Here is a 23596-nt window from a genome sequence, read left to right on the forward strand (position 1 = left end):
ACAGCCCCTCTTGCCATATTATTCAATTAAAAACTCTCCGGGCAACTCGCTAGTAAAATACAAAGCTTCTCCACTTACAGGGTGAGAAAATTTCAGCTCGCTAGCATGTAACAGTAGCCTCGAAGCCCCCTTCAACGCACCAGGGTGGGCATAAAAGGGGTCCCCCAATATTGGATGTCCTATTGCCTGCATATGCACCCGGAGTTGGTGAGAGCGCCCAGTAACTGGCATAAGTCGAATCAAGCTACTGTTTTCAGAGCTGGAGACTTTCTCCCAGCGGGTTAGAGATGGCTTGCCCTCGGCAAAATCTACTTTTTGCCTCGGCCTATTTGGCCAGTCACAAATAAGCGGCAAATCCACTTCACCACTTACATTTTCAGGCACACCCCATACCCGCGCATAGTAGGCTTTCTCGACTTCACGATTTTGAAATAAAGTACTCAGTGCCTTATGTACCTCAACACTGCGTGCCATTACGATTAGTCCTGAAGTATCCATATCCAATCGATGGACAGTTAATGCATCTGGATATAGTGATTGCGCTCGACCAGCTAAACTGTCTTTATGATCAGCGCTTCTTCCCGGAACACTAAGAAGTCCACTGGGTTTTTCTAAGATGAGTAGTGCTTCATCCTCATATAGTATTGAGAGGAATGGTTTCAGGGGGGATTATAATTCCGCACTTATACCAACCTACCGGAATTTAAAAATATTTCAGATGGCCCAGAAAAGATACTAAATTTCCAGCCAGTAAACTCTGAACAAACGATATGAAAATTTCAGTCAATGTTTCATAAACAGAAAACTCGAAAGCAATAGCTTTCGAGTTTTCAATTAAAGCTTGAGGTTTTTCAAAATCTTAGTAACGATTGCATCCTGATTCATTGTGTAAAAATGTAAACCTGGTGCCCCCCTTCTAATAAGGTCTCGCAGAGGTCGGTAACAACCTCTAATCCAAGCTTTCGAACGTCTTCAGGATTACGGAAGCTTTCCATGCGTTTAACCAACCACCTCGGAATTTCTGCACCACAATTGCGAGAGAAACGCACAAGGTTGGCAAAATTAGCTATCGGCATAATGCCTGGATAAATGGGCGCATCGATACCCGCCTTTTCACACTGATCAATAAAGTAGAAATAGGAATCCGGGTTATAGAAATATTGAGTCAGAGCGCTATTAGCACCTGCCTCAAATTTACCTTTTAAATAGCGAATATCATCATCATAGCTGTTCGACTCCGGGTGGATCTCTGGATAAGCAGCTACTTCAAGATGAAATTGATCACCGGTATGTCGGCGAATAAAGGCGACTAATTCATTCGCATAAACCAGTTGCGCCACTGCACCCATGCCCGACGGCATATCACCACGCAGTGCAACTATTCGATTAATTCCCGCCTCTTTATAATCATTTAACAAACCCAGTATTGTCTCTTCATTATCACCACCAAACGACAAATGAGGAGCAATTGAAATACCATCTCGCCGCATATTGGTCACAATACTCGACGTTGTCTCTCTTGTGGTACCACCGGCACCATAAGTTACAGAGAAGAATTCAGGGTTAAATGCCTGCAGCGCTTCACGAGTTTTGTATAGTTTCTCGCGACCCTCTGGCGTTTTGGGAGGGAAAAATTCGAAACTTATGCGAATGGAGTCTTTCATTATATTTCTCCAACCCCGCACAATTCAGGTGCCGGCGATACCGGCACCTTTTAGTTAGGGGTGATTAGTACTTATAACTTTCAGGTTTGAACGGACCTTCAACTGAAACACCGATATAGTTAGCTTGTTGCTCGGTCATACGGGTAATAACACCACTAAAACCCTCAACCATATAGCGTGCAACTTCTTCATCCAGGTGCTTGGGCAGTACTTTTACATACAGCGCTGAAGTTTTTTGATCTGCCGGTAAGTCGGCAAACTTTTCTTTGAACAAATGGATCTGGGCGAGAACCTGGTTGGCAAAAGAGCCATCCATGATGCGACTCGGATGGCCAGTAGCGTTGCCAAGGTTTACCAGGCGGCCTTCAGACAGCAGCAGCAAGTGATCATTGGTTTCGCTATTGCGAACCACCTTATGTACCTGAGGCTTAACTTCCTGCCACTCCCAGTTTTCACGCATAAAGGCGGTGTCGATTTCATTATCGAAGTGACCAATATTACAAACCACCGCACCACTCTTCAGGGCGGAAAGCATGTGGGCATCGCAAACGTTTACGTTGCCAGTTGTAGTAACAATCAGGTCTGTATTGGCCAGCAGCTGCTTGTTAATCCCCTCAGCGGTACCGGTATTAACGCCGTCGATGTAGGGGGAAACCAGCTCAAAGCCGTCCATACAAGCCTGCATTGCACAGATCGGGTCCACTTCAGAAACCCGTACGATCATGCCTTCCTGGCGCAGGGATGCTGCGGAACCTTTACCTACGTCGCCGTAACCAATAACCAGCGCTCGCTTACCAGAGAGCAAGTGGTCAGTGGCGCGCTTGATGGCGTCGTTGAGACTGTGGCGACAGCCATATTTGTTGTCGTTCTTGCTCTTGGTCACAGCGTCATTGACGTTGATCGCAGGAATCTTCAAGGTGCCTTCGCGCAGCATATCCTGCAGGCGGTGTACGCCAGTGGTGGTCTCTTCACTCACACCGTGGCAAGCATCGAGAAGTTGCGGGTATTCGCGGTGCAGCAACTCAGTGAGGTCGCCACCGTCATCCAAAATAATATTGGGTTGCCAGCCGGCAACATCGGCACCAATAGTGCGCTCAAGGCACCACTCATACTCTTCTTCAGTTTCACCTTTCCACGCAAATACGGGGATTCCGCGCGCAGCAATGGCAGCAGCAGCGTGGTCCTGGGTGGAGAAAATATTACAAGAGGACCAGCGAACTTCAGCGCCCAGCGCGACCAGAGTTTCGATCAGCACTGCAGTCTGGATTGTCATGTGGATACAGCCCATGATACGGGCACCCGCCAGCGGCTGCTCTGCGCGGTATTTCTCACGCAGGGTCATCAGTGCCGGCATTTCACCTTCTGCAATTTCAATTTCACGGCGCCCCCACTCGGCCAGGGAAATGTCCGCGATTTTGTAATCTTTAAATTCAGTGCTCATTTGATTCATCGTTTTTGAGTCCAAAAATTATCTGCTTGCCGAGTGGTACCCAGCATATTTTGTGTGCCCGCGCTTTTGGCGCAGGCATGAATATTTATTTCTGAAACTTAGAGGCCGGCTTGGGAGCGAAGCGCATCCGCCTTGTCGGTTTTTTCCCATGGGAAAGCAGTAAAGCTCTCACTGCGTTCCTGGCCATTGCTGTCAATCCAATTGTAAGTGTGGGTAAACGGATCGCGACCAAAGTGACCATAAGCTGCGGTCAACTGATACATCGGGTGCAGCAGGTCGAGGGATTTGGAGATGGCGTAAGGGCGCAGGTCAAAGTTTTCGCGCACCAGCTCTACCAGCTTATCCTCTGCTACCAAACCGGTTCCAAAAGTATTAATTGCTACGGAAGTCGGCTCGGCGACACCGATGGCGTAGGAAACCTGAATCTCACAGCGCTTGGCCAAGCCTGCAGCGACAATGTTCTTAGCCACATAGCGACCTGCGTAAGCGGCAGAGCGGTCAACCTTGGAGGGGTCCTTACCGGAAAACGCACCGCCGCCATGGCGAGCGGAGCCACCGTAAGTATCGACGATAATCTTGCGCCCGGTGAGACCGCAGTCCCCAACTGGCCCGCCAATAACAAAGTTACCCGTCGGGTTGATATGGAACTTGGTGTCTTTATGCAGCCATTCCAGCGGCAAGGTGTTGTGAACAATCAGCTCCATCACTGCATCGCGCAGATCTTTTTGGCTGACATCCGGGTTGTGCTGGGTTGAAAGAACAACCGCATCAATCGCGCAGGGGCGGCCCTGTTCGTCGTAACGGAAGGTCAGCTGGCTTTTTGCATCAGGACGCAACCAAGGGAGCAGACCGGATTTACGCACTTCAGCCTGGCGCTCAACCAGACGGTGGGAATAGTAGATCGGCGCAGGCATAAAGGTGGGGGTTTCGTTGGTCGCATAACCAAACATTAACCCCTGGTCCCCAGCACCCTGGTCTTCCGGCTTAGCGCGGTCTACACCCTGTGCGATATCCACAGATTGTTTACCGATCACATTGATAACACCACAGGTCTCACCGTCATAACCCACGTCAGAGGAGGTGTAGCCGATATCGGTGATAACTTTACGCACCAGCTCTTCCAGGTCTACCCAGGCAGAGGTGGAAATCTCACCGGCAATAACAGCAATACCGGTTTTCACCAGGGTTTCACAGGCAACCCGCGCCTGCTTGTCACGGGCCAGTAGAGCATCCAATACAGCATCGGAAATCTGGTCGGCAATTTTATCCGGGTGCCCCTCAGATACGGATTCTGAGGTAAACAGTCTGTATTCACTCATTTTGAGGTCTCCATTGTCCCGCCGCAGCGGTTGAATATATTTTTAACTTCAGGCTGTGCCTGACAAACCCCCGTCAGGGCTTAATAAACTCTCTTATCTGGATCTGAAAGCCATTGCGCAGGGCGCTATAAATACTGCGCCCATCTTGCAAGCCGGCAGTCGCGGCCCAGTCACTCAACTGCTCTGGAGCAAAGCCCAGCCATAAATCTCCGCAGGCCTCTCTGGCCCAGTCCTGGCTGTGTTCTTGCAATTCTGCAATTAAAAGCTGCCCGCCCTTTTTTAGGGCGCCGTGCAAATCGTGAAATATCTGTGCCGGGTCAGGAGTGTGGTGCAGCACCATGTTCACCACGATGGTATCGGCACTGGCCGGCCGTGCCGCAGCAGCGCGAGTATCGCTACAGACAAACTCGATATTTTTAATACCCTGTTCATCGGCAAAAGATTGGGCCCGCTCCAACATTGCAGAAGACAGATCCAGTGCTGTCACTGTCGCGAAACGCTGAGCCAACTCCTGTAGAAATTCACCTTCTCCAGGCCCAACTTCCAAGGCATGGCGACCAGGTTTGAGCAGCTGAGCCACTTGTGGTCCGTATACGTCATAGCTGGCGATCAATTCCTGCTGCTCGCGAAAGCGGTTGCCGTAATCGGCAAAGAAACGTCGCGATGCTTCCGCTCTCTCCTCAGAAATCCGGGATACCGCCTGCACCCGCACATCGGCCAGAGGCAAATGATCCAGGTTTGTAAATAGCTGTGCCAGCAGTGGAGTAGCTGCAGTGCGCCGGTAGAAAAGGTTATTACCTTCGCGGTGCTTGTTTACCAGACCTGCCTGAGCGAGCACTTTCAAGTGATGACTCAGGGCCGGTTGGCGCAAATCAAAGATTCGGCACAGCTCTAACACACTGTAAGAATCCTGGCTAAGCAGGCGCAAAATTTCGAGCCGCAGGGGATCTCCGGCGGCTTTCAGGGTCAAGGCCAGCTGAGGAATTGCCTCGGCTGGGCTCAGTTCGGGTGCTGGCTCATTTTCAGACATGGAGCGAAGTCTAGCAGGGGAGCACATCTATATCAAAATGTTTTGATATAGCTTCATTAAATATTTTTGATATAGATGTTAATGGCGCCGCCTGATGCATAGAATTGGAAGTTTGTTGCTGCACTCAACAACAAATCCCCCACCAAGGCTTTGCGCAGGGCCGCCCTTTACGGGAAAATACGCCACCATTTTCGTTGTTGCGGGAATCTGCCGGCAGAGCAGCGCCGCACCCTAGCTAAGAAACCAGAGAGCTCTTCTTATGTCTTCTACTCCCTCTCGCACTGAAAAGGCCAACGCCATTCGCGCCCTGTCTATGGACGCGGTCCAAAAAGCCAAAAGCGGCCACCCCGGTGCGCCCATGGGTATGGCGGATATCGCCGAGGTGCTGTGGAATGACTACTTAAAGCACAACCCGGCCAACCCCAGCTGGGCCGATCGCGACCGCTTTGTACTGTCCAACGGTCACGGCTCCATGCTGCTTTATTCCCTGCTGCACCTGTCCGGCTATGACCTGCCGATAGAAGAGCTGCAGAACTTCCGCCAACTGCATTCCAAAACTCCGGGCCATCCCGAATACGGTTATGCCCCTGGTGTAGAAACCACCACCGGCCCACTGGGCCAGGGCATCACCAACGCTGTTGGTATGGCAATGGCAGAAAAGATCATGGGTGCCCAGTTCAATCGCCCCGGCTACGAGCTGGTAGACCATCACACCTATGTATTCCTGGGCGATGGCTGCCTGATGGAAGGTATCTCCCACGAAGCCTGCTCCCTGGCCGGCACTCTGGGCCTGGGTAAGCTGGTCGCCTTCTATGACGACAACGGCATCTCCATCGATGGTGAAGTGGAAGGCTGGTTCACCGACGACACGCCCAAGCGCTTTGAATCCTACGGCTGGCACGTAATCCCCAATGTGGATGGCCACGATTCCGCCGCTATCAAAGCCGCTATTGAAGAAGCTCGCTCTGTTACCGATAAGCCCACCATTATTTGCTGCAAAACCGTGATCGGCTTCGGCTCCCCGAACAAACAAGGGCGCGAAGAGTGTCACGGAGCACCGCTGGGTGACGAAGAGATCGCCCTGGTTCGCGAAACCCTCGGTTGGGCCCACGGCCCATTTGAAATCCCCGAAGATATCTACGCTGGCTGGGATGCCAAAGCCAAAGGTGAAGCCCAGGAAGACGAGTGGAAAGATATCCTCGCCGATTACCGCGAAGAATTCCCGGAGCTGGCAGCCGAATTTGAGCGCCGCATGAGCGGTGAACTGCCCGCAGACTTCCTCAGCAAAGCAGATGAGTACATCAAAGCCTGCCAGGAAAGTGCAGAAAAGATTGCCTCTCGTAAAGCCAGCCAAAACGCTCTGAACGCCTACGGCCCGCTGCTGCCGGAATTCCTCGGCGGCTCCGCCGACCTGGCCGGCTCTAACCTCACTATCTGGTCAGGCTCCAAAGGCGTCAGCGCCGAAGATGCCTCCGGCAACTACATCTATTACGGTGTGCGCGAATTCGGTATGAGCGCCATTATGAATGGTATCGCTCTGCACGGTGGTTTCGTGCCCTACGGCGCTACCTTCCTGATGTTTATGGAATACGCCCGCAACGCTGTGCGCATGGCCGCACTGATGAAGCAACGTGTGGTCTTTGTCTATACCCATGACTCTATTGGCCTGGGCGAAGACGGCCCGACTCACCAGCCGGTAGAACAGCTCAGCGCCTTGCGCGCCACTCCGAACCTGCACACTTGGCGCCCCTGTGACGCCACTGAATCCGCAGTGAGCTGGAAAATGGCAATAGCGCGCAAAGAAGGCCCCAGCACCATGGTATTTAGTCGCCAGGGCCTGGCCCCTCAAGATCGCGACAGCGCACAGCTGGCTCAGATTGAGCGCGGTGGGTACGTACTGTCCGACTGCGAGGGTACTCCTGAAGCCATTATTATTGCCACTGGCTCCGAGGTAGAGCTGGCAATGGCGGCCCAGGAAAAACTGGTCGGCAAGAAAGTTCGCGTTGTTTCCATGCCCTGTGCCGAGTTGTTTATGGAGCAGGAAGAAGCTTATCGCGAATCCGTACTGCCTTCTTCTGTACGTGCGCGAGTAGCGGTAGAAGCGAGCCACAAAGACTACTGGTATAAGTTTGTCGGTTTCGATGGCGCTATTATCGGTATGGAAACCTTTGGCGAATCGGCCCCTGCCGGCGACTTGATGCGCTACTTTGGTTTCACTGTGGACAATGTGGCTGAAGCGGTAGAAAAACTGCTGAAATAATACTGTTCTCTCCACTGAATATCATTTAGGTATCAACCCCGCGCGGCACTGCCTCAGCGCCGCGCGGGGACGCTGAGCTGACATTTTTTCTCCTGCCTAAAGTTGTGCTATGACCACTAGAATTGCCATCAATGGCTACGGCCGTATCGGCCGCTCCGTTTTACGCGCACTCTATGAGTCTGGCGCCCGCGATAGCTTACAAATAGTCGCCATCAATGAACTGGCTGACTGCGACACCATTGCACATCTGACAAAGTACGACTCTGTCCACGGCCGCTTCTCAGGCGAAGTTTCCGTGCATGAGGATATCCTTGTAGTTAATGGAGATTCTATTGCCGTTACTCATTGCGAACGGTTAGAAGGTCTGAATTGGCGACGGGACCGGGTAGATATCGTACTGGAATGTACCGGTAGCTTTAAGCAGCGACAAGGCGCGGAGTTGCACCTTGCCGCAGGAGCCAAGAAAGTACTATTTTCCCAACCTGCCAGCCGGGATGTCGATGCCACGATTGTTTACGGGGTGAACGACCATATTTTGATGGGCAAGGAACGGGTAATTTCGGCAGCCTCATGCACAACTAATTGCAGTGTTCCAGTTATCGCCGCCCTGGATAAAGCCTTCGGCATTGAGGCCGGGGTCATTACCACTATTCACTCTGCGATGAACGATCAACCGGTAAGTGATGCCTATCACCATACTGATTTGAGAAAAACGCGTTCGGCGATAACCTCTGTTATCCCGGTTGATACCGCTTTGGCACGCGGTATTGAGAGAATACTACCCAATCTGGCAGGTAAATTTGAAGCCCAGGCCCTACGCGTTCCCACAGTCAATGTTTCTGCTATCGACTTATCAGTCTCACTACAAAGAGAAGTAAGTCGGGAAGATATTAATGCTTTATTAAAATCAGCTTCTGAGTCTGAGTTTAATGGTGTACTTGGCTTCACCCAAGAACCCCTCGCATCCTGTGATTTTAATCACGACCCGCGTTCGGGGATTATTGATGCAGGCCAAACTCGTGTAGCAGGGAATCGCTTAGCCAAGATTTTGATTTGGTTTGATAATGAGTGGGGATTTGCGAATCGGATGCTGGATTTAGTAAAAATAATCTAAAAAACATCTATACCTCATCATCTGGAAAGTTACTGATACAACATTTTAAGCTGGAAATATATTCCGGGAGTAATGTTTATGGCGCAAACTTAACAACTAGATAAATAACGATAAATAGTATGGCGTTTGAACTCATACATCAGGTGTCGGCCGCACCTCTAAGCGATTTATAATCTGCGAATTTAAATATCAGTCTAATCTGAGACAATTAAAGCTTATGCTACAGCATAAACTCTGGCAATATCAAAGCAACCTCCTCAAAATAGAATATTCGATAAAAAGATATACAGTAAACTACCTATCTAATTTTTGGATCAACACAAAAAATGGCGACACAAGGTGTCGCCAGAAAATAAAAATTCAGTTAAATCTGGAAACCATATCTTTAGAATTTAAAATGGTCTTTCAGACAATTTAATCAAGCCAGAATGGTAAACTCTATTAGTACCTAAAACATGTTCATCCGCATCTATATCTTCACCATAAAGGCTAAGATAAACATCTTGAAAATATTTTACATTGTATTGAAACCAATACTTATCATCACTGTCTACTTGATGAATATCCCATTCACGCTCCTGGAATAAAGCACACTCTGCATCAACCTCTGGGTCCCAAGAATCTGATATACAGGGCTCAGCCACAGACTCAGACCTGTAAAATCTGATAGACAGATTACCATTGGTCTTTAATTCCCATAGCCCAGAAAGCTCCTGACGTTCACTATCTTCAATGGTACCATCATTATCTAAATCATTGAGAGATACCGTTGAAATAGTACCATCTGCAGAAATATCAAAATAGAATCTTTGAAGTGGCTCGAAGAAATTTTTTGGATAAATATAAACACCTTCAATTTCGTTATCAGCCCAGCTTTCAATATCCTTTGAAAAAATAGTTGATATTGCAGAGGAGTGCAGCCCATCTGGAGACACTCTTTCTACAAACGAAGTAAGAATTTCTCCATTCTGCAAACTTAAAAGAGAGAAATATAATTTCTCATTATCAGAAAAGCTAACTACGAGGCGATCTAAATCATCGACAATCCAGGTAGCAGAAGCATCACTCTCAATTATCTCTCCATTTCCGGAAGCAACTGGAATTTTAACATTCACATTGCCACCACTCTCGAAATCACCTAAGAAACTCATTTTTAATGAATTAAGTGTAGAAATAGGCTGGAAATTCTCAATATAGTTCACTACCTCTCCATCTCTATCAGGAGTCGGCATACTATATGAATTACCAATAACTAGTATATCTTTCGGACTCAAAAGATCAGATTGGCGAGCACTGTTTGCAGCAATATAATTTGTCTCAAATATATCATCCACCTCAGCCCAATCAGGGAATTTAAGAGTATCGGAAGTTTCTAAAACTACCATTCCTTGATTTTTAGAATCCAACATCCAGAACAATCGGTCGAACTGTCTTTCCCTCACAGCGGAAAGATAATACTCACCAACTTCCATAGGAATACGCTCTACAAGGGGCTCTACAGACTCCAAAGATATCCCTTCAGGCCCTTGAGTCCAAGTCAATTCAACTAACCCACTGCCATTGAGATATTCACCTGTTCCATTTGTATTTAATGTAATTCTTCCGCCTTCAGATGGAAGGTAATATGTTCCCTCAATAGGGTTTAAATTATTGCTAGAAGTGCCTAACAGGCCAGGTTCTTGGGCCATAGCAACCTTAACTTCTTTAAATAAACCCTCCATCTGATTCATAAACATAGATACATATTGAGATGAAAGATCAAAATCTGAAGCAAACTGATAGGTATCTTCTACTTCTTCAGGTATTGATATACCTCTCTCTGAGTAATCTATAAATATTTTTATTGCTGCAGCGACAGAAAAGGCTCTTTCAGCATCAACTTTTTTAAATACCTCATCCCACTCATCAGAAGACTCAATAACTGAGTCACTTTTCGATTCTAATATTGCTGAAATAGCGGTAGATACGCTGCTAATATTTACAGCATGACTTTCCGATTGTTCAAGAACACCATCATCTCCAGCGATTTCGACTAAATAACTAAAAGTTCCTAGAGTGCTCGCAAATTTAATCTTGCTGTCTTCTTGAGAAGTGGCAAAAATTTTAACAACTTCATCTGATTCAGATTCATCCAACTCGATTTCAGCCGTATAGCCACCATCGCTACTGGAAAGTGAGGAAACTAATGAATCACCTATGAATATTTCAATATCAGCGTTTGTAGTTGGCCCATCTATCAAGGTGCCATGAATAGAAAGCGAAACTCCCTCCTCACCACTTCCACCACTTCCACCACTTCCACCACTTCCACCACTTCCACCACTTCCACCACTGCAGCCTACTATTAAGCTAACAACGCAAGCCCCTAAAAGCTTCGATAATCCGTATCTGTTCATTCTACCAAACTCTTCCTTTACACAACTTAACAAAGAGCAGCACTATAATTTTTCTAGCAGGGAAAATCTATCGACAAAAAGTCAATCCTGACAAAACCTAATCTGTACGAAAGTGCAGCAACATTGGAAGGGAGATTCTTAAGTACTTACTATAAGCATAGATAGTTAATTGGACTGAATGGATAGCCCTAAAAAATAATAACTATGTAAACATCTATTAACCTATCACATCAAATAAGATCAGATAAATATATCCAAAGCTTGAACAAAGACGCTTACAAAAATATAAAAGTGTATAACTTAAAAATATGGAGTGACTCCTTGAAATGATGGCCCGGCAACTAGTGTTATTCTCCAAAGATAAAATTAAACATGGCTATTTTTTTACTAAATAAAGCGTATCGACAATCATGTATTTGCCATTTCGCGACACCCAAAATTCAACATGGAGATAAAAATACAGATTGTTATATAATGGAAATACTCAGCCCCATTTAAGAAATCAATTCCCATTATGAATACAGGCTATTACATCACTATCAATACTCTGCTTTGATATATTATTTTCTCGTTTGTACTCGCTAGCCAGCTGCAACAAACTCTGCTCTCTATCTTCCTTATCGAGCTCACCCAATCTTTCAGCTGCATTATAAAAATCCTCCCAACCATTACTATCAATATAAAGCTGACGAAAAGCTGGAACCAAAGATTCATATTCTGCCGCCAACGCCAAAGTAGCATTATTGGTTTTCTCTATATAAGCCTGGTAGTGCGCGGGGTAAGACCACTCTGCTGCCATACGCCAATAGCAACGCCTCAATCGACTCAGAATTTCCTCCTTTTCTTGGCGCTTTTCCTCGTCTGGCAAGTTGGATTGGTAAACTGGTTGAAGCTCTTTACGCGTCGCTGTCATTAACTGTCGTACCGCCAGTGCCTGAGCCTTAGTCTCCTCAGCAGAACTCGAGAGACCTTGGCTACGAAGCCAATCAGGTAGGGCAATTTCGGACACTGCTGTAGCAAAGCTCTCATTAAAGCGGGTATCACCCGGCACATAAACTCTTCTGTGGGCCAACTCATGAAATAAGAGTCCGGCTAGTCTCTCCGGTGTCCAATTCACAAAGCTTGATAACACAGGGTCATTAAACCAACCCAGGGTGCTGTAGGCCGGCACGGCTCCCAGGTAGACATCGTAACCCTGGTTCCGCAGGCTATTTGCTTTGGCCATAGCCGCTGATTTGCGGAAGTAGCCCCTATAGCTAGCGCAACCAGCTATGGGGTAACACCATCGTTTGGGGCTCAGGGAAAACTCTGGTGCGGCCAATACATTCCATATGGGGTACTCATCATCGAGCTGAACATAGGAGCTATAGGCTTGCCCCACTGGTAGTTTTAACTCCTGTGCTGCATAGGCACGGATTTCCTGAACGAGCTGTAATTGCTTCTGGAGTTGATCACTGGCATTGCCGTCTTGAACCAGCTCTTCAATCGGCTGCCGGGCAGAGAGTATCCGCAATTGACCGCTTGCAGCCTGGAAGTAATAGCCCGCAGTCTCGCACCCGTAGAGCCCTAACAATACTAATACGAGCAGCCAAACTCTGGGGCGCGCTAAAAACCTAAGATCAGAAATACTGATATACACTCTTTTTCCTATTAGTATTTTTCTTAGAGAAACCCACCAGTCAAACGATTCCATGTGCAAAAGGTTATTCCATGTCACCAGTGGCAGCCGTCTTAACAGTATTTGCCCTGGTTTTAGGTGCTGTTGCCTGGTTGCGACTGCTATTTATTGGTTTTAGTCGCGACCCCTTGTCGGGGCTGATAGCACTATTTATGCCACCTTTGGCGCTTTTGCTGCTTCTGCCTGACAGGCGAGAAAATAGCGATCTTTATTCTTTATGTGGCACGTCCTTACTCTGCCTGCTAGCAGCCCTGACCCTGCGTTGACCAACCCGTCGTTCTTACAATAAGTCGATCCAGCTTGATTTAGGTCAAGAGGTTTCCATTACAGCTCCCTAGACTGCATAGGTGAAGCATTAGCCTATTTGGAGAGAAAAATGGATGCTTTAATTGACCTGTTTACCAGCTTTTCTGGCCTTCTCAGCTTGGCCGTTATTGCCTTTATATTCCTGATGGCAGCGTTTTTCGTTCGCTTGGTTCGCAACAATGTTGAAAAAGCTGTTGCCGAGCAGGAACGCATCGCAGCACAAGCAACCGGTTCCAATAAATAGCTAGGCTTCCATCGTTGCTGTAAGCAACCAAGCACAAGCTAGTTTAGCGTTTATCTCTCGATCTGGTATCTAATAGCGGGCTTTCTACAGCCGGTAGGGTGGTCAACCTCCCTGTAGCTGGGAAATAACCGTGTAATCAAGCTTCTTGTCATGGAAGAGGTGGAGTTGATTCTACTGAGAAGAGAGTGCGGCGTTGTGCCCGTATAGCTAGCGCTCTCAGGTGAGTAACCCTATCGAGAGCGCAACTGCAACACCTCAAGCGCTACCTGTGAAGCTAACCGCTGAAAGCCCAGTGGTGACTTTTTATCTCAGGTAGCAGGCTTGTCTTTGGGTGAAGACTTCATCCAACGCCCAAATAAAATGCCAATCTCAAACAATAGCCACATGGGGAAGGCCAATAAGGATTGGGAAATTATATCCGGCGGTGTCAGTAGCATCCCAATTAAAAAGCATCCCACAATCACATAAGGGCGCTTACTTGCCAGGGTCTTGGCATCCACGACCCCACTCCAGATCAGTAGGACTGTCGCGATAGGGATTTCAAAAGCAAAACCAAAAGCAAAGAAAAGCTTCAGCACCAGATCCAGATAACTGCGCATATCTGGCATTACCTTAATATCTTCTGGAGCAGTTCCAACAAAGAAATCAAAAAGAAGGGGAAAGACCACAAAATACGCAAATGCAATGCCGATATAAAAAAGTGCGACGCTACTAATTAATAATGGAATAGCAATACGTTTTTCATTTTTATACAGTCCCGGGGCAATAAATGACCACACTTGGTAAAGCACAAAAGGGATTGCAATAAAAAAAGAAACTATAAAGGTCGTTTTGAACGGGGTAAGGAACGTGGAAGTCACCTCTGTAGCGATCATTCCAACATCACCCGCCAAACGCTCCTGTAGTGGGTGGGCAATAAAATTATAAATTTCAGACGCAAACGGCATCAAGCAGACAAATAAGACCAATACGACTAAGAGGATTCGCAGTAGGCGATCACGCAGTTCGATCAGGTGGTCGATAAAAGGCTGATGTTTATCTTGGGACTGATCGCTCATGACTGGCTATCTTTTTCCTGTTGCGATGTTTTCTTCTCGCCTTGTTTTTCTTCTTCATCTTCATCGATGTTTTCAGGATGGTCCGGGTTTAAATCCGGGTCCCCAAAATCATGCCAATGCTCCGGGTATTCCGGATCCTGTAACTCCTCGGCAGTTTCATCCTGTTCTGGCAAATAATCCTCCTGCTCTGCACGAGGATGAGCAGGTTCTTCTATCGCCTTTTCAGGCTTTGGTGCCTCAGGATGATTTACTCCAGCTGCCTGTTTTTCTACTGGTGTCCCTGCAACTTGTGGTTTTTCAGGCTGATTAAGCGCGTCGTGAACTTCCTTATTGGCTTCGCTAAAGGTTTGCTCCATCTCACGACGACTCTCCTCAATCTCACGCATAATGCGCTCATTGTGAAGTTCACGCCGTATATCATCGGCTCCAACCTCTCGCTCCAATTCTTCGCGAGCACTATGTAAGGTCCGCTTCAAACCGGACCACCAGCGGGAAGTGGTACGCACCGCATCGGGCAGTCGCTCAGGGCCAACCACCAACAGGGCCACGGCAGCAACTACCAATAGTTCTAAAAAGCCGATATCAAACACAGAGTGACACTCGCCTTAGTCGTTGCCGATTATTTGTCCTGAGACTGTTTATCTTTATTTTTGACAGTACTGTCTTGGCCTGGCTTCTCTTCCTCATCGTGCTTGAGACGCTCGACATCTTTGTCTTCATCAGCATCCTTGGATTTGTCTTCATCCTTAACCGCTTTGCGGAAACCCTTAATTGCGCCCCCCAGATCGCCTCCGAGGTTTTTCAAACGCTTGGTTCCGAACAGTAGTAAGACTATGACCAGGACAATCAACAACTGCCAGATACTAATTCCACCGAATCCCATAATTGTCTCCATTACATTCAATAGGATGGCTTGAGTTTCTTACCGGGCACTCCCGCCATCAGGGGTGGTGCCACAAGTGATTCAAATTTTACTTAGTTCGCGCAGCTTTCTCGTCCAGGCCAGAAAGACCAAATCGGCGCCCAAGCTCTCGAACCACGTCCTGAGAATCAGCGCCCAAGTGAGATAGCATGACCAGCGAGTGAAACCATAGGTCCGCTGTCTCGGCAACCAGGTCTCGATTATCGCCACTACTCTGTGCGTCTTTTGCTGCAAGAATAGCTTCAGTGGCTTCTTCACCGACTTTTTCCAAAATCTTGTTCAGGCCTTTGCTATGTAGACTGGCCACATAGGATTCAGAAGCATCACTGCTATTTTTACGGCTTTCCAACACCGCATCGAGCTGTTGCAGCACATCTTTCATAATTGTTTCACTTATAAATGGACTTCGGGTCCTGAATCACCGGCTGATTCACCTGCCACTCTTCATCTTGAAGGAGGTGATAGAAACAACTACTGCGTCCGGTATGACAGGCGATTCCACCTTCCTGCTCGACCAACATTAATACGGTGTCCCCGTCACAATCCAGGCGCAATTCACGCACCTTCTGCAGGAAGCCGGAGGTTTCTCCTTTGCGCCACAGGCCCTTGCGGGATCGGGACCAGTAGACGGCGTAACCCTCACTGGCAGTGAGCGCCAGCGATTCCCGGTTCATCCAGGCCATCATCAACACCCGCCCGGTTTTGAAATCCTGCGCAATCGCAGGAACCAGGCCATCACTGTTCCAGCTGACTTTATCGAGAAAACCGGCCTTTGCTTGAATTTGAGTCAATGTCTAACAATCCTTAGAAGTTCCAGTGTAGGCCGAAGCGCCCTAGGGCCACAGCAGTAGCACTAGTGCAGCAACGCCCAGTACCCAACCAGTCGGCGGCAACTGAGCCAGCCATTCCGGTTTACTGACGGCGATGGCGCCAACGCCCAACACAACTCCGGCGACCCGCCGAATATATTGGCGCAAGCCTCGGCGTTGCGAGCCCGCCAACTGCTCGCCAATTACCTCTAACTGGGGCGCCAGTTCCCGCGACTGCTCCAGAGCTGAGTACACCAGCTGTGGCATCTGCGGGAATTTCTCAAGCCACTCCGGACCGTAGCGCTTTATCTCACCCACAATTGTTTTGGGGTGGATTCGATCGCGCATCCAGCGCTCTAAAAATGGATGAGCAGTCTTCCACAGATCCAGCTGCGGATAAAGCTGTCGACCCAAACCTTCGATATTCAACAGGGTCTTTTGTAACAGTACCAGCTGCGGCTGTACCGCCATATCGAATCGGCGTGCAGTCTGGAACAGACTGATCAACACCCGAGCGAAGGAAATCTCTCCCAGGGGTTTTTCAAAAATGGGCTCACAGACCGAGCGAATAGCGGACTCAAAGGCATTGATCGGCGTGTCGGAGCGAACCCAACCACTTTGCACGTGCAGCTCCGCCACCATACGGTAATCGCGGCGGAACATCGCCAGGAGATTGCGCGCCAAATAGTACTGGTCTTCCCGTGTCAGGCTACCGACGATTGCGGTATCAATCGCAATATATTGCGGGCGTTGCGGGTGCTCCCTGGAAACGAAAATGTTGCCCGGGTGCATATCCGCATGGAAGAAGTTGTACTCGAATACCTGCTTAAAGAAGATCTCAACACCGCGCTCAGCCAGCAGCTGCATATTGGTGTCCTGGGCGCGAAGCTGGGCCAGGTCGGTGACCGGGATACCGTCGATACGCTCCAACACCAGGACATTTTCGCGGGTGTAATCCCAGTGCACTTCGGGGATATACAACAGCGGGGAGTTGGTAAAGTTGCGGCGGAGCTGGGTGCCGTTGGCCGCTTCACGAGTTAGGTCCAATTCACCTTCAATCGTGTGCCGATAGTCCTCAACCACCTCCACCGGGCGCATGCGGCGCCCTTCGGGCACAAAGCGTTCAATTACACGGGCGATCACCCCCAGGAGTTTCAAATCTTCCTGGATTACCTCATCAATGCCCGGGCGCAGTACTTTGACGACCACTGATTCGCCGCTCTTTAATTCAGCCGCATGCACCTGTGCAACTGAAGCCGCTGCCAGTGGCTGCTGATCAAATTTGGCGAAGACCTCATCCACCTTGGCACCAAGGGCTTCTTCGATCAGAGCCGTGCACTGGTCACTGGGGAAGGGCGGCACCTTGTCCTGTAAATAATCTAATTGCTCGACAATATCTGGTGGTAGCAGGTCGGGACGAGTGGAGAGAAGTTGGCCGAATTTAACGAAAATGGGCCCCAGCTCTTCCAAGGCTCGGCGCAGCCTTTCGCCCCGTGGCATCTTGGACTGCGGCAGCAACTTCACCGGAAGTAGCAACCCCCGCAACCACAGTGGGCGCTCCTCGGCTGGCAATAATTGATCGAGACGATAGCGCAGAAAAACCCGCGCAATTGTGAGACTTCGACGAACTGGCAAAACTACTCGGCCTCCCTGCGGGAAAATTGTTCTTCCAGCAAGCGTACGCGCGCCTCGAGCCGTTCAGCAGCTAGAGAGGCCTCGGCCAGGTCTTCGACAAATGCTTCGAACTGGGCCTGGGGTGGAGTCAGCTGCCACTCCTCACTGATAGCCTCTGCCGCCACTTCAGGCGCTCGATTCAGGTTGCCTCCCAACCAGCGGGCAGCATCGCGCAGGACATTGCCAATTGAGTGGGCGGGAATATCGCCAACCACTTGCGCCAACGGCGCTTCCCAATCGATATCCAGGTCACTCAAGATCCATTGCAGTTCTGCCAGCAGGGCACTTGAGCCGCTCACTGACACCCCCAGTCCGGCAGGAGTTGCATCCGGGTCTTTGATCAGGCGTACAAAAGACAGCGCTGAGCCGCTCAATTGGGTGGTAACTTCCCCCTCCCAATGCTGGCGCACCCGCACCTGGTCACCCTCGATACACAGGCAAAACTGTAGTTGCGGGGCGGTTAAATCCAGCGCCATGGTCTTTCCATCCAGAGCGGAAAGGCGCTCGCGTGTCGCCGGGTCATACTGGAGGGCAGTATTAATTGTGGTTTCCAGCGCGGCATCAAAGCCCGCGCGAAAAGTGGGGTCGCTCATGGCGGTTTACGGCCTCGTGCCTGCGCTCAGAGAAAAAATAGGCTTATGCAGTTTTTCAGGGCTTGATGCCCCGGTGCAAAGCGACAATTCCGCCGGTCATATTGTGGAATTCACAATCGACAAAACCGGCATCCGCCATCATCCCCTTGAGGGTTTCCTGATCTGGATGCATGCGGATACTCTCCGCCAGGTAGCGATAGCTGTCCGCATCATTGGCAACCAGCTTGCCCATAAATGGCAACAGACGGAAAGAGTACTGATCGTAGACTTTCTCCAACAGCTTCGACTGGGGCTTGGAAAACTCCAGCACTAACAATCGGCCACCGGGTTTCAACACGCGCAACATGGAGCGCAGCGCCAGGTCCTTATCGGTGACATTGCGCAGGCCGAAAGCGATCGTGATGCAATCAAAGGTATTGTCCGGGAAGGGCAAGTACTGGGCATCCGCCTGCACCGGCACCACGTTGCCGGCGATTCCCCGGTCGAGCAGGCGATCGCGACCCACTCGCAACATCGATTCATTGATGTCCGCCAATACTACCTGGCCGCTGGCACCCACAATACGGGAGAAGCGCGCGGTGAGGTCACCGGTACCCCCGGCGATGTCGAGAATACTTTGGCCCCGTCGGGCCCCGGACAATTCGATGGTGAAGCGCTTCCAGAGGCGGTGAACACCTCCAGACATCAAGTCGTTCATTACATCGTAACGGGCTGCTACAGAGTGGAACACTTCTGCCACACGACCGGCCTTTTCTTCCACCGGCACTTCCTGGTAGCCGAAGTGGGTGGTCTTGCGATCCTTCATGCTATGCCTGCTGAGCGAAAACTTTAAAAGGCCATTGTACATTGCCGGAGCCAGTGGGGCACCGCTTGAAATCAAGCAGAGCGGTAACCACTAAAATTTAGTGAGATCACCCGGGACTGTTCTATGAGCTATCAATTCCAATGTGACTCTCCTTTTCCCGAGCAAATCAAATCTATCGCCCAGGCAGAAGTAACGGCGGCAAACGGATACTTGCTCCGCAACGGAGGGGAAACTGCTGTCCACGAACTGCGCAAACGCTGCAAGAAAATTCGCGCGCTACTGCGCCTGGTCCGCCCACAAATCATTAGCACTTTTCAGCGTGAAAATACCCACTACAGAAAATTGGCAAACACTCTCGCCCACACCCGCGACCTCACAGCACTGCGCATCGCTTTACTGGGATTGGCACCGCTACATCACTTTCACCGGTTACACCATCTCCTCGACGAACTGATCCAGGCAGAGCAAAACCACTCAGCGGTTCAAGCGGCATTGAAACTCCTCGATAAAGGTCAAATAAGAATTCCATCGTGGCCGCTTGAACAGCTCGGCTGGCATGATGCGGAAGCCGGTTACCTGCGCGGCTACCGAAAAGCCGCAAGCGCATGGCGTAAAGTACGCAGGCACAAAAATGCAAACCGCCTGCATCTATTGCGTAAAAGAGCCAAGGATCACTGGTACCAGAGCCGCTTATTGAGGAAGCGTTATCCGCTCACTGTGGGCGAGCGCTGCAAGTCACTAAAGGAGTTGGGAGAAGTTCTGGGTGACTGGCGTGATCTCCATTTGCTGGCACGGCTGGTAATCACTCAGGGAGACAAGCTGCAAAGTGAGTTTGGCACGGTGCTAAAAATTATCCGGCACCGACAAAGCCTACTCATGAAAAAGACCGAAGCACTCTGTGGGGCGCTTTTCTCCAAGCCTCAATTCAAGATCTGACCGGGGAAAGTTTCGGTGTGGATGAACATGTCTTCCACACCGACAGCTGATGGGATTACTGTTCCAATAATCCGCCAGCGCGCGCCATTACGTGAAACAGGAAGTTTTGTTCGTTGGTGCCGCTCACCAGGTGCGCACCCGGTCCGCGCGCCCAAACACCCACATCCTCACCCGCGTGGGATTCACTGCTCATGGGAACCAGGGCATCCTGCTGGTAATCCAGGGCAGCAGTATCTGTGCTCACCAGGCTCGGACGCGCTCCGCTATCACCGGCACTGTAGCCCGGGCCATTGGCATAGCTCAGAGTCGTGTAGGGCAGGCCATCTTCCGCCAGGGCATGAGAGGTTTCCGCTTCGCCATGGCCGTCATTGCCAATCACTTTACCGAGAATCGGGTTACCGCGAGTGGGGTAGCCGGCGATAGTCATCACGTGGCTGTGGTCCGCAGTAACAACAATCAGGGTATCTTCTGCACTGGTATTATCCATGGCGTACTGAATCGCTTCGGCAAATTCCACCGCATCGGTCAGCGCGCGATAGGCGTTGCCGGCGTGGTGACCGTGGTCGATACGACCGGATTCCACCATCAGGAAGTAGCCGTCCTCATTTTTCTGCAGCATCTCGAGACCTTTGGCGGTCATCTCTGACAGGGAGGGCTCACCGGCTTTATCGTCCTCGCGAACGGCTTCATATTCCATGTGTGAGGAATTAAACAGACCGAACAGCTTGTCGGTTGCGGAGGCATCTACGGCTTCAAAAGCAGTGGTGTCTTCAACGTAGGCAATATTGTTTACACCGTCGTCGTAACGGGCCTTCCACTCATCCACCAGGTTGCGCCCATCTTCACGGCGCCCCGCTTCACCTTCGATATCGGTAATATCGCTGGGCAGGAAGTTGCGACGACCTCCGCCCATTACCACATCGATACCATCACCGGCCTCAAACTCAATCAGTTGAGCGGCGATATCGGTGCAGCCATCCGGGGCTGCTTCTTCCCAGCCGCGCTCAGGTACCTTGGCATAAGTAGCCGCCGGAGTGGCGTGGGTGATACGCGCGGTGCTGATAATACCGGTGCTCTTGCCCAGGTCTTCGGCCAGTTCAATAGCCGTCGTCAGCGGGTACTCGAGGCTGGCGGCACAATCGCCGCGCGCAACATTTTCAGCAACACTCAATACACCGGCCTTGGTTTTAACACCGGTTACCAGTGCGGTCATAGTGCCGGCAGAATCCGGGGTCTGCTGGTTGGTGTTGTAGGTTTTGACCAGGCCAGCAAACGGCATTTGCTCAAAGCTCAGCTGGTGTTCCTCACCATCGAGGCCCTGCTGCTGACCCGCCAGGATACGGGCGGCGGTCACTGTGGAGATACCCATACCATCGCCAACGAACAGGATAATGTTCTTGGCGGCACCAGGGGTGTTGTTGATTTCTACAGCGCTCGCTTCTTCGATCGCCTGCTGGGCTTCCTGGAACCAGCTGCTGTTGCTCTGCGCAGAGGAAACACCGACATGCTCCTCTTCGGGTAATTCCACTACGTCGTCAGAGTTTGAGTTGTCGTCGCTACAGGCGGTGGCCAGTAGGGCGACAGAGAAAGCCAGTACCGTTTTCTTAAGATATCTCATGGTGAATTACCCCCAGTTATTCTTCTGTCAGCGACAGGTCGGTCGCAGCAGTCATCACGTGGAAGACTGCACTCTGCTCCAGGCTACCTTGTACCCGCTCGGCGCCGGCGCCGATAGCGTGCAAGCTGATATCCTCGCCCGCATGGCTCTCAGACTCCAGGTGCACCATTGCTTCCTGGTGGAAGCCCGGCGCTTCGGTATCCACGCCGGAGAGATCTTTGCGTCCGGTATCGGCGGCGATATCGTAGCGCTCATCCGCGTCGGTATTTTCACCTAAATCGGCATAACCCAGGCCATTGGCATAGCTCAGGGTGGTGTAAGGTTTACCGTCCGCAGCAAGACCTTCTTCCGCTTCTGCGGCACCGCTGCTGTCATTCTCAATCACTTTGCCGAGTATCGGGTTACCGCGAGTCGGATAGCCGGCGATAGTCATCACATGGCTGTGGTCGGCGGTCACCAGGATCAAGGTATCTTCAAGATCCACTTTATCCAAAGCAACCTGTACCGCATCCGCAAAGGCGATGGCATCGTGCAAGGCGTTGTAGGCATTGCCGGCGTGGTGGCCGTGGTCGATACGCCCGGACTCTACCATCAGGAAGTAGCCATCGCTGTCTTTTTCCAACAGCTCGATGGCGGTATCGGTCATCTCGGCAATGCTCGGCTCATCGCTGTCCTTGGCGATGCGGTCCGCATCGTAACTCATGTGGCTGCTGGTGAAGAGCCCCAATAACTTATCGGTGGAGGCAATATCGACGCCTTCCAGCTCGGAGCCACTCTCCACGTACACAGCAGTCTGCTCGCCGTCATAGCGCTCCAGCCATTCACTGGTCAGGTCGCGGCCGTCTTCACGCCTACCGTCGTTGTCGGTGGTAACAAAGTTGCGGCGGCCACCGCCGAGCATGACATCGATACCGTCGCCGGCAGACACCTCAACCATCTGCGAGGCGATATCGGAACAATCACCCTCGGCGGAATACTCCCAGTTGCGCTCCGGGCTGCGCGAGTAAGTGGCTGCGGGCGTGGCGTGGGTCAGGCGCGCAGTGGAAACAATGCCGGTGGCCTTGCCACGGCTCTCCACCATTTCCAGGAAGGTGTTTAATTCCTTACCCTCAGTGCTGGCGCAATCAGCTCGCAGTGCATCGCCGTCGATATTAATTACACCGGCGCGGGTTTTTACACCGGTCATCATAGCGGTCATGGTACCGGCAGAATCCGGGGTCTGCTGATTGGTGTTGTAGGTTTTGATCAGTGCGGTATGCGGAAACTCTTCGAAGGAGAGCGCATTTTCTTCGCCGCTCTCACCGACAAGCTGGCCTTCAAGGATACGGGCGGCGGTTAGTGTGGAAATGCCCATTCCATCGCCGACGAACAGAATTACATTCTTCGCAGTTTTTGCCTCTCGGGAAAGCGAAGCGCGCTCTTCCAATCGGTCAGCACTTTCCGTGTACCAGGCACTATTGGTTTGGTAGTCGGGCAGGGTTGCCGCTGAAACAGCGGAAGCGAGAGGAATCAGACAAAAGGCGCTCAGTGCGCGGACAATTGTTTTTGCCATGGGGGCCTCCGAAACTCGTTAATTTGGCGAGCATTAGAGTTCCAAAATGTGACAAAAGAATTACGCGCCGGTTACGTTGTTAATATCTTTGCTCTGAAAATCAATGAATATCAAAGAACTACCTAGAAGCGACAATATTTGGTGCAGTCGTACCAAAAATTAATTATT

20 protein-coding genes and 2 pseudogenes are annotated in these 23596 nt (G+C 50.4%); 5 read left to right on the forward strand and 17 right to left on the reverse strand.

The window, feature by feature from the left end:
• Positions 1-18: 18 nt before the first annotated feature.
• The 5 genes and pseudogenes from QT397_26030 to QT397_26050 form a co-directional block, all read right to left on the reverse strand.
• Positions 19-683 (reverse strand): annotated as a pseudogene (locus tag QT397_26030) (pseudouridine synthase).
• A gap of 151 nt (positions 684-834) precedes the next feature.
• A pseudogene (gene metF, locus QT397_26035) lies at positions 835-1664 on the reverse strand (methylenetetrahydrofolate reductase [NAD(P)H]).
• A gap of 64 nt (positions 1665-1728) precedes the next feature.
• On the reverse strand, positions 1729-3114 hold the full coding sequence (gene ahcY / locus QT397_26040; protein WNZ56248.1) for an adenosylhomocysteinase: 1386 nt from the start codon (positions 3112-3114) through the stop codon (positions 1729-1731).
• Between the two features lie 98 nt (positions 3115-3212).
• Positions 3213-4433 carry a methionine adenosyltransferase gene (metK, locus tag QT397_26045; GenBank protein ID WNZ56249.1) on the reverse strand — a complete coding sequence of 407 codons (1221 nt, stop codon included), beginning with the start codon at positions 4431-4433 and terminating at the stop codon, positions 3213-3215.
• Positions 4434-4506: 73 nt separating this feature from the next.
• The gene (locus QT397_26050) at positions 4507-5463 is read right to left on the reverse strand and encodes a metalloregulator ArsR/SmtB family transcription factor (protein ID WNZ56250.1); all 957 of its coding nucleotides are present in this window, start codon (positions 5461-5463) and stop codon (positions 4507-4509) included.
• A gap of 259 nt (positions 5464-5722) precedes the next feature.
• Here QT397_26050 and tkt point away from each other — a divergent pair, with 259 nt between their 5' ends.
• Both tkt and QT397_26060 read left to right on the forward strand, forming a co-directional pair.
• Positions 5723-7723, forward strand: coding sequence for a transketolase (gene tkt / locus QT397_26055; GenBank protein WNZ56251.1), 2001 nt, complete (start codon positions 5723-5725; stop codon positions 7721-7723).
• 109 nt (positions 7724-7832) lie between these two features.
• The gene (locus QT397_26060) at positions 7833-8837 is read left to right on the forward strand and encodes a glyceraldehyde 3-phosphate dehydrogenase NAD-binding domain-containing protein (GenBank protein ID WNZ56252.1); all 1005 of its coding nucleotides are present in this window, start codon (positions 7833-7835) and stop codon (positions 8835-8837) included.
• A 392-nt stretch (positions 8838-9229) separates the two neighbouring features.
• Here QT397_26060 and QT397_26065 read toward each other — a convergent pair whose 3' ends face one another.
• Both QT397_26065 and QT397_26070 read right to left on the reverse strand, forming a co-directional pair.
• A complete protein-coding gene (locus QT397_26065; GenBank protein WNZ56253.1) occupies positions 9230-11233 on the reverse strand; it encodes a hypothetical protein in 2004 nt (667 codons plus the stop codon).
• Between the two features lie 502 nt (positions 11234-11735).
• The gene (locus QT397_26070) at positions 11736-12872 is read right to left on the reverse strand and encodes an aminopeptidase (GenBank protein ID WNZ56254.1); all 1137 of its coding nucleotides are present in this window, start codon (positions 12870-12872) and stop codon (positions 11736-11738) included.
• A 71-nt stretch (positions 12873-12943) separates the two neighbouring features.
• On the opposite strand from QT397_26070, the gene QT397_26075 reads away from it, so the two are divergent.
• Both QT397_26075 and QT397_26080 read left to right on the forward strand, forming a co-directional pair.
• Positions 12944-13177: a hypothetical protein gene (locus QT397_26075; protein WNZ56255.1), complete on the forward strand. Its 234-nt coding sequence runs from the start codon at positions 12944-12946 to the stop codon at positions 13175-13177.
• Between the two features lie 110 nt (positions 13178-13287).
• Entirely contained in the window at positions 13288-13461 is a 174-nt protein-coding gene (locus QT397_26080) for a DUF3149 domain-containing protein (protein WNZ56256.1), read from the forward strand.
• 308 nt (positions 13462-13769) lie between these two features.
• On the opposite strand, the gene tatC is transcribed toward QT397_26080, so the two are convergent.
• The 8 genes from tatC to ubiE all read right to left on the reverse strand — a co-directional run bounded on the left by tatC (position 13770) and on the right by ubiE (position 19322).
• Positions 13770-14519, reverse strand: coding sequence for a twin-arginine translocase subunit TatC (gene tatC, locus QT397_26085; GenBank protein WNZ56257.1), 750 nt, complete (start codon positions 14517-14519; stop codon positions 13770-13772).
• Positions 14516-15109 carry a Sec-independent protein translocase protein TatB gene (gene tatB / locus QT397_26090; GenBank protein ID WNZ56258.1) on the reverse strand — a complete coding sequence of 198 codons (594 nt, stop codon included), beginning with the start codon at positions 15107-15109 and terminating at the stop codon, positions 14516-14518. Before tatB ends, tatC begins: the two co-directional genes overlap by 4 nt.
• A gap of 29 nt (positions 15110-15138) precedes the next feature.
• Entirely contained in the window at positions 15139-15402 is a 264-nt protein-coding gene (gene tatA, locus QT397_26095; GenBank protein ID WNZ56259.1) for a Sec-independent protein translocase subunit TatA, read from the reverse strand.
• 88 nt (positions 15403-15490) lie between these two features.
• The gene (locus QT397_26100) at positions 15491-15823 is read right to left on the reverse strand and encodes a phosphoribosyl-ATP diphosphatase (protein ID WNZ56260.1); all 333 of its coding nucleotides are present in this window, start codon (positions 15821-15823) and stop codon (positions 15491-15493) included.
• 7 nt (positions 15824-15830) lie between these two features.
• Complete coding sequence (gene hisI, locus QT397_26105; GenBank protein ID WNZ58604.1) at positions 15831-16223, reverse strand: phosphoribosyl-AMP cyclohydrolase; 393 nt, start codon at positions 16221-16223, stop codon at positions 15831-15833.
• Between the two features lie 51 nt (positions 16224-16274).
• Entirely contained in the window at positions 16275-17885 is a 1611-nt protein-coding gene (gene ubiB / locus QT397_26110) for a ubiquinone biosynthesis regulatory protein kinase UbiB (protein WNZ56261.1), read from the reverse strand.
• 2 nt (positions 17886-17887) lie between these two features.
• Entirely contained in the window at positions 17888-18517 is a 630-nt protein-coding gene (locus QT397_26115; protein WNZ56262.1) for an SCP2 sterol-binding domain-containing protein, read from the reverse strand.
• 55 nt (positions 18518-18572) lie between these two features.
• On the reverse strand, positions 18573-19322 hold the full coding sequence (gene ubiE, locus QT397_26120; GenBank protein WNZ56263.1) for a bifunctional demethylmenaquinone methyltransferase/2-methoxy-6-polyprenyl-1,4-benzoquinol methylase UbiE: 750 nt from the start codon (positions 19320-19322) through the stop codon (positions 18573-18575).
• Between the two features lie 123 nt (positions 19323-19445).
• Between ubiE and QT397_26125 the strand changes: the two genes are divergently transcribed.
• Positions 19446-20258 carry a CHAD domain-containing protein gene (locus tag QT397_26125; GenBank protein WNZ56264.1) on the forward strand — a complete coding sequence of 271 codons (813 nt, stop codon included), beginning with the start codon at positions 19446-19448 and terminating at the stop codon, positions 20256-20258.
• A 55-nt stretch (positions 20259-20313) separates the two neighbouring features.
• Here the strand turns inward: QT397_26125 and QT397_26130 are convergent, their stop codons facing one another.
• Together QT397_26130 and QT397_26135 are read right to left on the reverse strand one after the other, a co-directional pair.
• On the reverse strand, positions 20314-21876 hold the full coding sequence (locus QT397_26130) for an alkaline phosphatase (protein ID WNZ56265.1): 1563 nt from the start codon (positions 21874-21876) through the stop codon (positions 20314-20316).
• 16 nt (positions 21877-21892) lie between these two features.
• The gene (locus tag QT397_26135) at positions 21893-23428 is read right to left on the reverse strand and encodes an alkaline phosphatase (GenBank protein ID WNZ56266.1); all 1536 of its coding nucleotides are present in this window, start codon (positions 23426-23428) and stop codon (positions 21893-21895) included.
• Positions 23429-23596 lie beyond the last annotated feature (168 nt).

The organism is Microbulbifer sp. MKSA007 (genome assembly GCA_032615215.1).
In the GTDB taxonomy this organism is placed as follows: Bacteria; Pseudomonadota; Gammaproteobacteria; order Pseudomonadales; family Cellvibrionaceae; genus Microbulbifer.